Annotated in this window: 18 protein-coding genes; 14 read left to right on the forward strand and 4 right to left on the reverse strand. The window is 70.4% G+C overall.

The genetic code is table 11. From position 1 onward, the window contains the following. Positions 1–10: 10 nt before the first annotated feature. The 3 genes from FHU36_RS01055 to FHU36_RS01065 are packed head-to-tail and all read left to right on the forward strand — an operon-like array spanning position 11 to position 1,663. A complete protein-coding gene (locus FHU36_RS01055; RefSeq protein ID WP_185081936.1) occupies positions 11–871 on the forward strand; it encodes an SDR family NAD(P)-dependent oxidoreductase in 861 nt (286 codons plus the stop codon). A 10-nt stretch (positions 872–881) separates the two neighbouring features. Further along, positions 882–1,430 (forward strand): MerR family transcriptional regulator, encoded by a 549-nt coding sequence (locus tag FHU36_RS01060; protein WP_185081937.1) that lies wholly within the window; start codon positions 882–884, stop codon positions 1,428–1,430. Next, positions 1,427–1,663 (forward strand): hypothetical protein, encoded by a 237-nt coding sequence (locus tag FHU36_RS01065; RefSeq protein WP_185081938.1) that lies wholly within the window; start codon positions 1,427–1,429, stop codon positions 1,661–1,663. The genes FHU36_RS01060 and FHU36_RS01065 overlap by 4 nt, the downstream gene beginning before the upstream one ends. Positions 1,664–1,975: 312 nt before the next feature. Here FHU36_RS01065 and FHU36_RS01070 read toward each other — a convergent pair whose 3' ends face one another. Continuing rightward, a complete protein-coding gene (locus FHU36_RS01070; protein ID WP_185081939.1) occupies positions 1,976–3,385 on the reverse strand; it encodes an MFS transporter in 1,410 nt (469 codons plus the stop codon). 90 nt (positions 3,386–3,475) lie between these two features. Here FHU36_RS01070 and FHU36_RS01075 point away from each other — a divergent pair, with 90 nt between their 5' ends. The 3 genes from FHU36_RS01075 (at position 3,476) to FHU36_RS01085 (ending at position 5,373) form a co-directional block, all read left to right on the forward strand. Beyond that, positions 3,476–4,054, forward strand: coding sequence for a TetR/AcrR family transcriptional regulator (locus FHU36_RS01075; protein ID WP_185081940.1), 579 nt, complete (start codon positions 3,476–3,478; stop codon positions 4,052–4,054). Positions 4,055–4,345: 291 nt separating this feature from the next. Further along, the gene (locus FHU36_RS01080) at positions 4,346–4,690 is read left to right on the forward strand and encodes an ArsR/SmtB family transcription factor (protein WP_185081941.1); all 345 of its coding nucleotides are present in this window, start codon (positions 4,346–4,348) and stop codon (positions 4,688–4,690) included. Then, entirely contained in the window at positions 4,687–5,373 is a 687-nt protein-coding gene (locus FHU36_RS01085) for a cation efflux transmembrane domain-containing protein (RefSeq protein WP_185081942.1), read from the forward strand. The genes FHU36_RS01080 and FHU36_RS01085 overlap by 4 nt, the downstream gene beginning before the upstream one ends. 133 nt (positions 5,374–5,506) lie before the next feature. Here the strand turns inward: FHU36_RS01085 and FHU36_RS01090 are convergent, their stop codons facing one another. After that, a complete protein-coding gene (locus FHU36_RS01090; RefSeq protein ID WP_185081943.1) occupies positions 5,507–6,097 on the reverse strand; it encodes a TetR/AcrR family transcriptional regulator in 591 nt (196 codons plus the stop codon). Positions 6,098–6,249: 152 nt separating this feature from the next. Between FHU36_RS01090 and FHU36_RS01095 the strand changes: the two genes are divergently transcribed. From FHU36_RS01095 to FHU36_RS01120, 6 genes are all read left to right on the forward strand, one after another. Continuing rightward, positions 6,250–7,269, forward strand: a complete 1,020-nt coding sequence (locus FHU36_RS01095; protein ID WP_185081944.1) for an aldo/keto reductase — start codon at positions 6,250–6,252, stop codon at positions 7,267–7,269. A gap of 177 nt (positions 7,270–7,446) precedes the next feature. Beyond that, positions 7,447–7,857 carry a VOC family protein gene (locus FHU36_RS01100; RefSeq protein ID WP_185081945.1) on the forward strand — a complete coding sequence of 137 codons (411 nt, stop codon included), beginning with the start codon at positions 7,447–7,449 and terminating at the stop codon, positions 7,855–7,857. Positions 7,858–8,023: 166 nt separating this feature from the next. Further along, positions 8,024–8,488, forward strand: a complete 465-nt coding sequence (locus FHU36_RS01105) for a helix-turn-helix transcriptional regulator (RefSeq protein WP_185081946.1) — start codon at positions 8,024–8,026, stop codon at positions 8,486–8,488. A gap of 204 nt (positions 8,489–8,692) precedes the next feature. Beyond that, positions 8,693–9,145: a pyridoxamine 5'-phosphate oxidase family protein gene (locus tag FHU36_RS01110; RefSeq protein WP_185081947.1), complete on the forward strand. Its 453-nt coding sequence runs from the start codon at positions 8,693–8,695 to the stop codon at positions 9,143–9,145. A gap of 155 nt (positions 9,146–9,300) precedes the next feature. Then, entirely contained in the window at positions 9,301–9,768 is a 468-nt protein-coding gene (locus FHU36_RS01115) for an iron chaperone (RefSeq protein WP_185081948.1), read from the forward strand. 193 nt (positions 9,769–9,961) lie between these two features. After that, positions 9,962–10,786, forward strand: coding sequence for an SDR family NAD(P)-dependent oxidoreductase (locus tag FHU36_RS01120; RefSeq protein WP_221495724.1), 825 nt, complete (start codon positions 9,962–9,964; stop codon positions 10,784–10,786). A 122-nt stretch (positions 10,787–10,908) separates the two neighbouring features. Here FHU36_RS01120 and FHU36_RS01125 read toward each other — a convergent pair whose 3' ends face one another. After that, positions 10,909–11,448 (reverse strand): GNAT family N-acetyltransferase, encoded by a 540-nt coding sequence (locus FHU36_RS01125; RefSeq protein WP_185081949.1) that lies wholly within the window; start codon positions 11,446–11,448, stop codon positions 10,909–10,911. Between the two features lie 120 nt (positions 11,449–11,568). Between FHU36_RS01125 and FHU36_RS01130 the strand changes: the two genes are divergently transcribed. Then, positions 11,569–12,222: a flavin reductase family protein gene (locus FHU36_RS01130; RefSeq protein WP_185081950.1), complete on the forward strand. Its 654-nt coding sequence runs from the start codon at positions 11,569–11,571 to the stop codon at positions 12,220–12,222. A gap of 675 nt (positions 12,223–12,897) precedes the next feature. Here FHU36_RS01130 and FHU36_RS01135 read toward each other — a convergent pair. Then, complete coding sequence (locus tag FHU36_RS01135; RefSeq protein WP_246501905.1) at positions 12,898–13,779, reverse strand: substrate-binding domain-containing protein; 882 nt, start codon at positions 13,777–13,779, stop codon at positions 12,898–12,900. A gap of 141 nt (positions 13,780–13,920) precedes the next feature. Here FHU36_RS01135 and FHU36_RS01140 point away from each other — a divergent pair, with 141 nt between their 5' ends. Next, positions 13,921–14,556, forward strand: coding sequence for a hypothetical protein (locus FHU36_RS01140; RefSeq protein ID WP_185081952.1), 636 nt, complete (start codon positions 13,921–13,923; stop codon positions 14,554–14,556). Positions 14,557–14,685 lie beyond the last annotated feature (129 nt).

Raw genomic sequence — 14,685 nt, forward strand, 5'->3', positions numbered from 1 at the left:
CGTTCCCACCATGACGACACAGACCTGGATCATCACCGGCGCGTCCCGCGGTTTCGGACGCGCACTGGCGGAGGCGGCGCTCGCGGCGGGCGACCACGTGGTGGCGGCGGTGCGCCGGCCCGAGAGTGTGGCCGACCTGGAGTCCGCGTACCCGGACGACTGCCTGATCGCGCAGTTCGACGCCCGAGACGTCGCTGCCGCCTCGGACCTGGTGCGGGACGCCCTCGACCGCTTCGGTCAGCTCGACGTCCTCGTCAACAACGCGGGCCGGGCCGTGGTCGGAGCGGTCGAGGAGGTCAGCGACGCGCAGCTGCGTGAGCTGATGGATCTGCACCTGTTCGGCCCCGCCGCGCTCGTCCGCGCGGCGCTGCCCGCGATGCGCGCGCGGGGCACCGGGACGATCGTGCAGATGAGCAGCCAGGGCGGGCGGGCGTCGTTCCCCGGCGTGTCGGCGTACTCCGCGTCGAAGTTCGCCCTCGAAGGCTGGTCCGAGGCCCTGGCCGGGGAGGTCGCGCCGTTCGGGATCCGCGTGCTGATCGTCGAGCCCAGCCGGTTCCGGACCGCCTTCAACGCGGCCGACGTGCTCGAGTTCGTCGAGGCGTCCGAGACCTACCGCGACCTGCTCGCCGACGTCCGCGCCGACATGGCCGGGACCGACGGCCGCCAGGAAGGCGACCCGGCGCGGGCGGCCGAGATCATCGTGTCCCTCGCGCACGGTGACGAGGTGCCGCTGCGGCTGCCGCTCGGGCGCGAGGCGGTCGAGCGTGTCTCGGGTGCGTACCGGCGCGGTCTGGAGGAGGTCGAGCGGTGGGCCGAGACCGCCCGCAGCGCCGACTTCGAGGGCGTCCCGGCGTCGGTCCGGCCCATCTAGGCTGGCTGTCATGGCCACCGACGATCTGATGACCAGGGCGCTCGAAACGCTCGGGGGCGACGCTCCGCTGTCGGTCGAGGCGATCCACCGCATCACCGAGCTGGTCGACGTGCCCGAGCCGATGACGATCGCCGAGGTCGCGGGCCTCCTCGACCTCTCGCCCCACACGCTGCGTTACTACGAGCGGGCCGGGCTGGTCGAGGTGGCCCGCGACAGCCACGGTCATCGCGTCTACGACGCCGAAGCGGTGCGGCGTCTGGTGTTCCTCACCCGGATGCGGCTGTCCGGTATGCCGATGCGCGACCTGCAGCACTACATCTCGCTCGTCGACGCCGGGGAGCACTCGGTGCCCGAGCGGCTCGACATGCTGCTCGAACATCGCGACACCATCCGCCGCCGGATCCGTGAGCTGACCCTTTCCCTCACGGCGATCGACTACAAGATCGCCACGTACGGGGGCTCGACCGGGCCGGACGTTCAGACCCTCGACGCCGTCACCGGCGCCGACCACACGACGCTGCCGGACGAGCCGAGGCGACGGGCGCTGCCGGCCGAGTGAGAGACTCCGACGCTCGCCGGACCGCCATCCGGCCCGACGGCGGCGCGCGGCGCACGCTGACGTCACCGCGGCCCACCGTCATCGTCCTCGCCGGACTGGTGGCCAACCTCGCCGAGCCGGGCCGCGAGGACATGCTGGAGGTGTTCGCCCTCGGGCGGCACCCGCGGCCTGACCTCGCGACACGGCGCGGGGCGGCCTCTCTTGATTGGCGGTGGAGTCGCGCGCCAGGATGACTGCATGCGACCGTGGATGAAGGTCCTGTGCGTGGTCCTGATCGTGGCCCTCGCCGGCACCGCGCTGCTCACAGCGGCGAGCTTCGTCGTGAGCCTCTTCTAGCAGCCGATGCTCCGCCGCGTCCTGGGCATCCGTGCGCTGTCGGCAGCGTCTCCATCCGTGCGCTGTCGGCAGCGTCTCCATCCTGCCACGCCGACCCCGGGCCCGCCCGGGGCTCCCCGGCGCCCCGTCGCGCCTGCGGGGACGGCCCGCCGCTGGAGGGACGGGCCGCCCGTCATGCGGCGTGGAGGGCGGAAACCTCCCAGGTCCGGCTAGGACGGGCCTGGGTCCTGTCGCCCTGGGCGGCCGGGTGTCACCAGCGCGGCGACGACGGCGCTGACCGCTGCCGCGATCGCCGCCACGGTGAATCCGCCGGTGAAGCCGCTCAGCGTGGTCCCGACCAGGCTCGCGGCCGCGACGCTCGACATGACCGCGGCTCCGATGGAGGCGCCGAACTCGTGGAAGGTGCTCACGATGCCGGAGGAGATCCCGGCCTCGTGGGGCGCCACCTGGCCGAGTGCGGTCGCCGAGGCGATGACGAACATCGCGCCGGTGCCCGCCGCCGCGACGGCCACGCCCACCACGACGCTGACAGGACTCATCGACACCGCCGGGACGGCCATGCCGATCGCCGCGATCGTCAGACCCGCGACGGCCAGCCCGCGTCCACCCCATCGGCCGAGCATGCGTCCGGTCAGGTTGGCCCCGATCATCGTCGCCAGCGCCACCGGCAGGAACAGCAGCCCTGTCCGCAACGCGCCGTATCCCAGAGCGTGCTGGAAGTAGAACGTGCCCAGGAAGAACACCGCGATCATCAGCGCCGTCGCCATCAGGATGAGGAAGGCGCCGGTCGCCACGGGCCGCCGGGCCAGCAGCCGGACATCCATCAGGGGCGATCGCGTCCTCCTCTGCCACAGCACGAACAGCACGTAGCCCACGGCGGCCGCCAGGACGAGCCACCCGGTGAGCGCGGTGAGCCACCCCCTCTCGCCGGCGGCGATGAAAGCGTAGATCAACGACGCGGAGGAGGACGTCACCAGGATCGCGCCGAGGACATCGAGCCGGGGTCGGCCGGCAGACTCGGACATCCGGGCCGGCAGCAGGGTGGCGAGCGCCGCGGCGATCACCAGCCCGATGGGCACGTTGACGTGGAAGACCCATGGCCAGCCGGGGCCGGCGGTGAGCAGGCCGCCCAGGAGGACGCCGAGGGCCGCGCCACCGCCGCCGAGCGCGGACCAGACGCCGAGGGCCTTGTTCCGCTCCTCCCCGTCGAACAGGGCCACCACCAGCGACAGGGCAGCGGGAGACAGCAGCGCCGCCCCGACGCCCTGCCCGATGCGACCGCCCACCAGCAGGCCCGCGGACCCCGCCAGCCCGGTGACGAGCGATGCCGTGGTGAACAGGAGCAGCCCGGCGAGCACGACCCGCTTGGCTCCCACCAGGTCCGTGATCCGCCCGCCGAGCAGCATCAGGCCTCCGAACGTGAGCGTGTAGGCGCTGACCGTCCAGGTCAACGCCTCACGACCGAGCCCGAGGTCCGTCGCGATGTGGGGCAGCGCGATGGCCACGACGGTGACGTCGAGGATCAGCATGAGTTGTGCCACCCCGAGAAAGCCCAGGATGCGCCACCGTGCCGGATGCGGCTCGTGGGGTGATGTCTGCCGTACTGACGGGTGGGTCATCGGATCTCCATGCGACTGAACTCGTACTCTCATATACGAGATGTGCGCTCACTATAACCTGTACATGTCCATACGGGTTAGGGTGTCTGCATGGCCGCGCCCTCCGCCCGCTCCAGACGCCGCGCCGATGCCGAGCGCAACATCGCCCGCATCGTGTCCGCGGCGCGCACCTTGCTCAGTTCAGATCCGAACGCGACCACGGACGACATCGCGCAGGCGGCCGGCGTCGGGCGGATGACGCTGTACGGGCACTTCCGCACCCGGGCCGACCTGGTCGAAGCCGCACTCGTGGACGCACTGCGAGCCGGCGACGAGATCTTGACCTCCATCGACCTGGCGGGAGACGCCCGCGAAGCCATGACCCGGCTGCTGGCGTCGAGCTGGGAGCTCGTGGCCGAGTCCGCGGCCCTGCTGACCGCCGCCCAGGGAGTCCTCCCCACAGGGCGGGTGCGAGAGCTGCACGCCGAACCCGTCCAGCGCATGGCCGAGCTCATCCGCCGCGGCCAGGACCAGGGCGCCTTCCGCACCGACCTGCCCACCGACTGGCTGGTCAGCGTCGTCCACTACATCCTGCACGGCGCGGCGGACGAGGTCCGCGCGGGACGCCTGGCCTCGCATGACGCCGCCGAGGTGGTGACGAAGTCCGTCCAGCCGGTGCTGATCGGCTAGGTGTCCGCTCGCTACGCCGGCCCCGCCCCCGCCGAGACGATCAACCCCGTCGCCACCGAGGCCATGCGCGAGGTCGGCCTCGACCTCACCGCGCCGGCAGCCCAAGGTGCTCACCACCGGCCAAGCGGTCCGACGACCCCGCCGGCCAGGGCATCGAGGCCGCCCGCCCGATCCGCGACGAGATCCGCGCCCGCGTCGGGAGCTCATCGACGAGCCGGCGACCCGAGAAGACCGGCAGGAGGCGCACAGTACATGATTTCGTGAATTCACGGTTTCATGTACTCTGGCGCCATGCTGACGATCGCCTCCGAGATCGAGGTCCTGGCCCGTTTCGGCCGCGCGCTGGCCGACCCGATTCGCTGCCGCATCCTGCTCGCGCTGCGCGAGACCCCCGCCCACCCCGCCGACCTGGCCGACCTGCTGGGCATCTCCCGTACCCGGCTGTCCAACCATCTGGCCTGCCTGCGCGACTGCGGCCTGGTGGTCGCCGTTCCCCTTGGGCGCCGCACCCGCTACGAGCTGGCCGATCCGCGACTCGGGCACGCGTTGACCGCCCTGAGCACCGCCGTCATCGCGGTGGCCGACGACGCCGACCGTGCGTGCGCCCAGGTTGCCGGAGAGGACTCCTGCCGATGACCTCCATCGCGCTGGGCCCCGGCCCGGCCCGCCGCGCCGCCTTGACGCGCCGGGTCCGGCTGCTGGTGGCCGTGACCATCGCCTACAACGTGATCGAGGCCGCTGTCGCCCTCACCGCCGGTGGCATCGCCTCTTCCGCGGCGCTGATCGGCTTCGGCCTCGACTCGATCGTCGAGGTGGCCTCGGCCGCCGCGGTGGCCTGGCAGTTCTCCGCCGCCGACCACGAGGCCAGGGAGAGGACGGCGTTGCGGGTCATCGCGATCTCCTTCTTCGCGCTGGCCGCCTACGTCACCTTCGACGCCGTGCGCGCCCTGACCGGCGCCGGGGAGGCCGAGCACTCCACGGCCGGGCTCATCCTGGCCGCGCTCTCCCTGCTGATCATGCCGTTGCTGTCGGCCGCGCAACGCCGCGCCGGCCGCGAACTCGGCTCCGCCAGCGCGGTGGCCGACTCCAAGCAGACGCTGCTGTGCACGTACCTGTCGGCTGTGCTGCTGGTCGGGCTGGCGCTCAACAGCGCCTTCGGCTGGTCGTGGGCCGACCCGATCGCCGCCCTGGTCATCGCCGCGGTAGCGGTCAAGGAGGGCCGCGAGGCCTGGCGCGGAGACGGCTGCTGCGCGGCCGCCGGGAAGGAGCAGCGGTGCGAGGCCCGGACCAGTGGCGAGGATCGGCCGGACACTCGGTGAACTGCGCGGCGCGCCAGGTCGCGCAGCCCAGGATGACCAGGATCGCGGCGGGCATGAACCAGTACACGCCGTGGATACCCCGCATCACCTCAGCGCCGCCGGCGGTCTCCACGATGAGCGCGACGGCCGATCGTCAGTGCGGTCGACGTAGTCCGGCGATGAGGAGCTCGACCAGGCGACGTGCGTCGTAGCGGGGATCGCTGTCCGCGCCTATGCAGAGGTTCCCGACGCCGCGCATGAGCTCGTAGGCGTCCACGTCGGGGCGGATCTCGCCGGCGGCGGCTGCGGCTTCGAGCAACTGGGTGCACACGGGCACGAGCCGGTCGAGGAAGTAGGCGTGCAGCGCGTCGAAGCCGGCGTTGTCGGGCTGCAGCACGGCGGCGAGCCCGTGCTTGGTGACCAGGAATTCGACGAAGAGGCCGATCCATTGCCCCAGTGCGGCGTGCGGAGTCGCGCTGCTCGCCAGCAGGGCCGGTCCGGCCTCGGCGCAGGCCTCGACCTGGTGCCGGTAGACGGCGATGATGAGATCCGCTCGCGTCGGGAAGTGGCGGTAGATCGTGGCCGTCCCGACGCCGGCCTCGGCCGCGATGTCGCGTACCGGCGCTTCCACGCCCGACGCGACGAAGATCGCGGCGGCCGCGTCGAGCAGAGTCTCCTCGTTGCGCCGGGCGTCCGCCCGCTTGGTCCGGGCCGCACGCCCCGCGACCCGATCGCCGTCGTTCACCGCGCCGTTCCCTCCCCTACCGAGCTTGCTAAACGGGACAACGTTCCGTATCGTCAAACGGGACACGGTTCCGTTTGCTCATGATGCCAGAGCAGGGGCCCGGCAACCAAGCCACGCATCCCCAACCACGCCTCGATGGAGGAGACACTGTCATGCAGTACCGCACCTTGGGCCGCACCGGTGTGCAGGTCAGCTCCCTCGCGCTCGGCGCGATGAACTTCGGCAAGATCGGGCGCACCACCCAGGACGAGGCCACCGCCATCGTCGACGCCGCCCTCGGGGCGGGGATCAACCTCATCGACACCGCCGACATGTACAGCGGCGGCGAGTCTGAGGAGATGGTCGGCAAGGCCATCGCCGGCCGCCGCGACGACATCGTGCTGGCCACGAAGGCGAGCATGCCCATGGGCGAGGAGCGCAACCATCAGGGCAGCTCGCGCCGCTGGTTGGTCACCGAGTTGGACAACAGCCTGCGCCGTCTCGGTGTCGACCACGTCGATCTCTACCAGATCCACCGGTGGGACCCGTGCACCAGTGACGAGGAGACGCTGTCGGCATTGACCGACCTCCAGCGCGCGGGAAAGATCCGCTACTTCGGCTCCTCGACCTTCCCCGCGTACCGCCTCGTGCAGGCCCAGTGGGCCGCCCGCGAGCATCACCTGAGCCGGTACGTCACCGAACAGCCCAGTTACTCGATCCTGCAGCGCGGGATCGAGACCCACGTGCTGCCCGTGACCGAGCAGTACGGCCTCGGTGTGCTGGTATGGAGCCCGCTGGCCTCGGGCTGGCTCTCCGGCGCGATCCGGGCAGGCCAGAAGATCACCACCCACCGCTCGACGTTCATGCCGCAACGCTTCGACACCACCATCCCCTCCAACCGGGCCAGGCTCGACGCGGTCGAGCAGCTGGCCGACGTCGCCGACGAGGCCGGCCTGACCATGATCCAGCTCGCGCTCGGATTCGTCACCGCGCACCCCGCCGTGACCAGCGCGATCATCGGTCCCCGCACACTGGACCACCTGCACGCGCAACTCGCCGCCGCGGACACGGTGCTCTCCGCCGACGTGCTCGACGCGATCGACGCGATCGTCGCACCCGGCACCGACCTTGCCACAGACGAGAAGTACGACACCCCGCCCGCGCTGCTCGACCCGTCACTGCGACGCCGCTGATCGTCCGGGGACAGCCGGCACGTCCGGCGCGAGCTGATCCGGCGACCGAGGAGGAGGCGCGCTGTCCGGGCCCGCGATCACCTGGGAGGCGGTCGTGGACATCCTGGGTGAACAGGTGGCCGAACCGATCAGGATTCGAGAAGCACCGGTCACCGAGCCGCGGATAACGTGACGGCCATGGACATCACCATTCATACGAGCTTCCTCCCGCATGACGACCCGGACGCCGCCCTGACCTTCTACCGCGACACCCTCGGCTTCGAGGTACGCAGCGACGTCGGTCACGGCCAGTCGCGCTGGATCACGGTCGGCCCTGTCGGCCAGCCCGGCACGTCCATCCTCCTGGCGCCGCCGGCCGCCGACCCCGGCATCACCGAGGACGAGCGCCGCACCATCATGGAGATGATGGCCAAGGGCACCTACGGCTGGATCCTGCTGGCCACCCCGGACCTCGACGACACCTTCGAGAAGCTGCAGGCCGGCGACGCCGAGGTCGTCCAGGAGCCGACGGAGCAGCCGTACGGCGTTCGCGACTGCGCCTTCCGCGATCCCGCGGGCAACCTGGTCCGCATCCAGGAGCTTCGCTGAGCCGTTCGGCAATCAGATCCGGCCATGCCGGCCGCGGCCGGGAATGCGGCGGCCGGCGCTTCCAGGTCCCGCGGCGTCCACGTCCCGGGCGGGCCGGCCACCGGCCTCGCCTCGCCCACGTCGAGCGGTTTCCCGGCCTGCTCGCCGCGATGAAAGGAGCTCTTTCATGTGTCACCCCGCATGGGGGCGCGCGCTTGCCGAGGCGCACCGCCTGAACGACCTCGCGCGGCTGCGCCGCGTCCGCGACCGGATCGACCGCGAGTACGCGCAGCCGCTGAACGTCGAGGCGCTCGCCCGCGGCGTGAACATGTCGGCCGGGCACCTCAGCCGCCAGTTCCGGCTCGCCTACGGCGAGTCGCCCTACTCCTACCTGATGACACGGCGCATCGAGCGCGCCATGGCACTGCTGCGTCGTGGCGACCTGAGCGTCACCGAGGTCTGCTTCACGGTCGGCTGCTCGTCGCTGGGCACCTTCAGCACCCGCTTCACCGAGCTGGTCGGCATGCCGCCCAGCGCCTTCCAGCGTCAGGCGGCGGACGCCGCGGCGGGGATGCCGTCCTGCGTGGCGAAACAGGTGACCAGACCGGTCAGGAATCGAGAAGCGCCGGCCCGCGAGCCGCAACTAGCGTGACGGATATGACGTCCATCGGATCTCGCACCGGCTCATGCTCGGCAGCGACGCCGGATCATTCACCGACCCGGACGGGTTCGCGTGAAAGGCCGCATCGCTGACAGCCACAGCCACGCCCTGACCGGCCGCTGCTGTCAGCCCGGCCGATGACCTACCGAGCCCACCTTCGGATGAAGGGCTCTTCACGATGTGACTGGAGGAAGCATGACAGGCGCGCCGCCGCGTGAGCTCGAGGAGAGGCTGCGGGACACTCGCGCGAGACTGGAGAGCGACGTCGATCTCTGGGTCGCGACGCCGGGCTCCCCGGGCGTCCACCTCATCCCGCTCTCGTACCTCTGGGACGGCACCGCGTTCCTCATCTCGACGCCGCATACCTCGGTCACCGGCCGCAACCTGCTGGCCGACGGCCGGGTGCGACTCGGCCTCGGGCCGACGCGCGACGTCGTCGTCGTCGACGGCATCGCCGAGCCGGTCGACCTCGCCGACCTCGCCCCCGAGACGGGCGACGCGTTCGCGGCCAAGACCGGTTTCGACCCGCGCGAGCTCGACGAGCCCTACCAGTACTTCCTGATCCGGCCGCGGCGCATCCAGGCCTGGCGGGAGGCGAACGAGTTGCGAGGACGCGACCTCATGCGCGACGGCCGCTGGCTCGGCTGACCTCGCGCGGCGACACACCCGCCCCGGCCGGCGAGCGGAATCCCGTGTCCCACAGACCTGCGGGATGTGCCGAGCCCGTTGCCTCGCCGGCCGAGCACGATCGATGCCTGACATGAGATTGTCCCGGCCAAGCCTTGCACGAGAGGAAACCTGCCATGAAGGACACGCAGCCGTCTGCCGAGAACACCGGCGCAGCCGCCGAGAAGTTCGACGGATTCACGGATGAGGAACGAAGCGCGATGAAGGAGCGCGCCAAGGAGCTGAAGGCGTCCGCGCGGCGCGGGGCCAAGGCGGACGCGGAGAGCGAGGTGCTCGCGAAGATCGCCGAGATGGAGGGGGCGGACCGCGTCCTCGCCGAGCGGCTCCATGACATCGTCAAAGCCAACGCGCCGGCCCTCTCCCCCAAGCTCTGGTACGGGATGCCCGCCTATGCCAGGAACGGCAAGGTTGTCTGCTTCTTCCAGAGCGCACAGAAGTTCAAGTCGAGGTACGCCACGCTCGGCTTCAACGACCTGGCGAACCTCGATGAAGGCACCATGTGGCCGACCGCCTTCGCCCTGACGGAGTTGACCGCCGCCGACGAGGCACGGATCGGCGCGCTCATCAAGAAGGCCGTGAGCTGAGGCGGTCCTTCCCACGACCCACCAGCCCACCCCACAAGACCGTGTTCGAGCAGGCCGGCTCGTCGGACGCGGACCGGAACCACGGCCCCAGCCGGCACCACCGGCCCTGGCCGCCGTCACCGCTTGATCTAGAGCTGACTCCAACTTGTAGCGTCGAGATGGAGCTGATCGAACGGATGGGGAAAGATCATGAGTGTTTGGTTCGTCACCGGGGCGTCGCGGGGCCTCGGGGCGGAAATCGTGCGCGAAGCGCTGTCTCCGGGGGCACAGTGTCGTTGCCACGGCTCGGGATGCGGAGGCGGTGCTCGAGGCCTACCCGAAGAAGCCTGCCGGACTGCTGGCCGTGACCGCGGATGTCACTTCTCAGGAGCAGTTGCAGGCCGCGGTCGATGCGGGGCTGGCTGAGTTCGGCCGGATCGACGTCGTGGTCAACAATGCCGGGTACGGACTGGTGGGCGCGGTCGAGGAGGTGTCCGACAAGGCGGCACGCGACCTGTTCGACGTCAACGTCTTCGGCGTGCTGAACACGTTGCGCGCGACGCTGCCCACGCTGCGTGCCCAGCGATCCGGGTGCGTCCTGAACATCGGTTCGGTGGGCGGTTTCGCGACGGCCCCGGGCACGGGCCTGTACGGCGCGACGAAGTTCGCCCTTGAGGGCATTTCCGAAGCGCTGCATGGCGAACTGGCACCGCTCGGTGTGCGGGTCATCATCGTCGAGCCGGGCGGCTTCCGCACAGACTTCCTCAATGGCGCGAGCCTTCACGTCCAGCCCGCATCCATCTCGGACTATGACGCCGGTGCCGGCCCGACCCGCGCGGCCCTGGCCGCCAACGACGGCCGTCAACCAGGCGATCCGGCGAAGGGCGCCACCGCGATCGTGGACGTCGCCGAGGCCGGCGAGCCTCCGCTGCGCCTGCAACTCGGTGCGGACGCGGTCGAACGTGTGGAGGCCAAGCTCGATCTCGTCCGCCGCGAGCTGGACCAATGGCGGCTCGTCGCCCTCTCGACCAGCTTCTGAACACCCCTTCACCACGGAGCCGACACACGCTGTCCGGAGCCCGCTCCTGTCCGCGGGCGTATCACCTGAAGCCGGCCGGGAGCAGGGGTCGGGGGCCGGTTCGACCCCACCGTGCCCGGTGATCAGGCTTCGGGCCGGCCCCGGCGAAGCCGTTCCGTGGCGCCCCAGGCGTCGCGCCGCAAGCTCATCGTGATCGATGGCCACCACTCCCCGGCAACCAGCGTGGCCTTCGGCTCGGTGCGTTCGCGGCGGAATCCGAACCGCTCGTACAGCCGCATCGCGCCGGTGTTGCGCGAGTAGACGCCCAGGTCGACACCCTCGACGGCGGGGTCGGCGAAGGCCCTGCCGAGCGCGGCTTCCACCATGGCCTCGCCATACCCCTGTCCCCTGGCCGCGGGCGACACCACGACCATGCCCAGGCGCACCGAACGGCCGGACGGATCGGTGCGCAGCATGAAGTGTCCCACCGGCGTCCCGTCAGGATCGGTGGCGACGTGCAACCGACGGCCGGGGTCGGACGCGTGAAAGTCCGCAAGCTGGCCGGCCTCGAAGGGCCAGGTGAACCCGGAGTTCCCCGACCACATGATCAACGCCTCGAAGTCGTCGATCCACGAGACCACCTTCCTGGCGTCTGATGACTCGAACGCACGCACCTCGATCACCCGGCAATACCTATCGGAGCCCTCCATGCTCGGTCAAAACGACGGCACCGGGCCATCGCTCCGTTGACCTCCGCGATCCTTCGGCGCCCGCCGAAGTGACCTGCTCGTACGGTCGGGCTCATGAACATCGCGACCCATCGCGGCACGTCCACGGACATGGCAGCCGACCACGTGACCATCACGCCGAGCATCTTGTACTTCGGGACACCGGTCGTGCTGCTGTCGACCGAGAACGAGGACGGCTCGGTCAACCTCGCCCCGATGTCCTCTGCGTGGGCGCTCGGGCAGGTGGTCGTCCTGGGCCTGGGGCCGGACGGGCACACCGGGCACAACCTGGCCGCCCGACCCGACCTGGTGATCAACCTGCCGCAGCCGCGGCAATGGCAGGCGGTGGAACGTCTCGCGCCGCTGACCGGGCGTGACCCGGTACCAGCGGACAAGCAGGGCGCTTTCCGCTTCGAGCCGGCGAAGTTCGCGGCCGCCGGCCTGCGACCTGAGCCTTCCGACCTGGTCCGCCCGCCCCGGGTCGCCGAATGCCCGATCCAGATGGAGGCACGTGCCGTCCGGGTCCAGCCGGACGTCTCCGGTGAGTTCCTCATCGTGGAAGCCCACGTGCTCAAGGTCCACGCCGACCCGCGCATCGTCGTGCCGGACACCCAGCACATCGACCCCGCCCTGTGGAGCCCGCTGATCTACAATTTCCGCCACTATTTCGGACTCGGCGCCGAACTCGGCCACAGCTTCCGCTCCCGGACACCTCGACCGGGCCGATGAGCCGCCGAGCACCTGTCCCGGCTGCCGGCGGCCCGTCGGATCGTGCCCGGAACCTGATCGGGCACCGGCCCTGGGGCCGTTCGAGCAGGCCGGGCCGATGGTCCCTGGACGGTCCTCGAGTCCGGCAGCGACTCCAGCCGTCGGGGCGGCGCCCCGACGTCCGGGCTCAAGCGCCGCCGGGGCGCTTCCTGCCCAGCACGGTGACCACGCGGCGGGCGGTCGTGATCGCGGCGGAGCCGACCGCTCCGACCAGAGGCTCGCGCTCCTCCTCCGCCGTGGGCCCCGGGTCGGGGTGCGCGGGCGGGACGCAGCCGGCCCGGCAGGCTTCGAGCTGCGCCGCGGCGAGGCCCTGAACAGCGTGACCGTGGACACCAGCGCGAGCAGGGCGGCCCTGGCGTACTTGCGAGGGAACGGCCGGTCGCGCTCGACGCCGTAGATCCGGTTCGCGCCCCGCTCGAACTGTGCCATCGCCGTGGTCAGCGAAACCAGCGTGGCGCAGGGTCGCCCACGCGTCGTCGGCGGACAGCTCCTCGCCCTTCATGGTGCGCGTCTGGGGGACGGACACGGTAGATCACACGGCGGACGCTATACCCGTTTTCTGGGGAAATGTTCAAGCACGGACAGGCCGAGACGACGGCCGTCGGGGACGTCTTGTCGTGCCTGGCCCGGGAGGAGTCAATCCCAGCAGTACTGACGGCCGAAGAAGGTGTTCTTGGATTCGATACCGGGGGCGGGCTTGTTGGTGATGAGCCTGACGCCGGTGTCGGTGTAGCCGGACACCTTCGCGCCCGACTCGGCGTACTCGACGACGGCCTGGACGCCCAACTCGGCCATCTTCAGCGGGTACTGCTGCGACGTGGCCGCGATCTGGCCGATCTCCACAGCCTGGACCCCGATGCAGCCGCCGTCGACAGAGACGAGGAGCACGCCCTTCTCCAGGCCCCTGGCCTTGAGGGCGGCGTAGGCGCCGAAAGCGGTGGGCTCGTTGACGGTGTACACCACGTTGAGGTCAGGAGTCTCACGCAGGCAGGCGTGCATCGCGATCCGGCCCATGGTCCGCTCGCCGTAGGTGTTACGCGAGCACACGATCGAGGGGTCGTCCTCGGCGATGCCGAAGCCGTCCAGGAAGCCGGCGTGCCGGAGCCGGCTGGCGGAGCTGCCCACCGACCCGTCCAGCACGGCGATCTTGACCGGCTCGTCGCCCGTCATGGCCTTGGCGTACAGGCCGATCAGCTGGCCGGCCTTGAAGTTGTCCGTGGCCAACAGGGCGTCGGTGGCGTCCTGCGGCCTGGTCGGCGTGTCCAGCGCGATGACGAGCACCCCGGCGTCCCTGGCCTTCTTGATGGACGGGACGATCGCCGCGGCGTCGTTCGGCGTGATCAGGATGCCCTTGACACCCGCCGCCACCATGTTCTCGATGGCGGTGACCTGGGTGGCGTTGTCTCCGTTGTACCTGCCGGCCGCGGTCATCAAGGTGGCGCTCAGGGCCGTGGCCATGGCCTGCGCACCCTGTCTCATCGTCACGAAGAACGGGTTCGTCTCCGTCTTGGTGATCAACCCGATCTTGATCTCGGGTTCCCCGGCTTCCCGGACGACGGAGGGACCGCAGGCAGCAAAAGTCGTCGCCGCGGCGACTGCGCAGGCGGCGTGCCAGGCAGTTCGTACGGTGCGACGCATGACTGGTTCCCTGTCTCCCGGATGATCGTCGTGCTCGTACGATGTTCGGCGGACCGCATCGTGACATCCGTGAGCGTTGCCCCCACCCGTGCCAGAATGAGGGACGTTCCTCCCGAAGGCGTCCTTGCCGGGGCAAGAACTTGGCAAAACGTACTCAACCGTTCACGGATCGCACCGGTCACGGCGTCGCTTCTGGATCGTCCTGCGGATCGGAGGAAGATGCCTGGATCAAACGCGGGCAAAACCCACGAAATGAACCGCGTCGCCCTACCCATGCGCACAGCGTCCGGCGAAACCGTCGAGCTCATCCACGTTCTCCGGTCGCTCCCCGAGAATGCCTGGACATGGAGCATCCTCGATCTCTGGGGCACCGGCATCGCGCCCGGGGGCATGGCAATGCGGTCGTTCGAAGACCTGATCTCCTCCTCCGCGGACGGATACGTCCTGAGCTGGCACGAACTGGTGGAGACCGTCGCCCGCCTGGATCAGGTCCACGACTGCCTCATCCTGGCGGGCGAATCCCAGCACGCCCTCTCGGAACCCCTCATCGCGGTCGAAGGCCAGGACAGCACACGATGGGAGATCCACGTCGCCGAACGACTCGACTGCGCCGGCGCGGTGAGAGAGCGGCTCTCGTCCATCAATCCCACCACATGACGACGGCCGGCCCCCGCCGGGCGGCGTCCTGGTAGAAGCCGCACAGTTCGGCCAGGTGGTCGCGGAGGTCTCCCATCGCCTTGCCCCGCTCGCCGGGCGCGGACCGCAGCTCGGCGACCGGCGTGGTGA

This window comes from Nonomuraea muscovyensis (assembly GCF_014207745.1).
Taxonomy (GTDB): Bacteria; Actinomycetota; Actinomycetes; order Streptosporangiales; family Streptosporangiaceae; genus Nonomuraea; species Nonomuraea muscovyensis.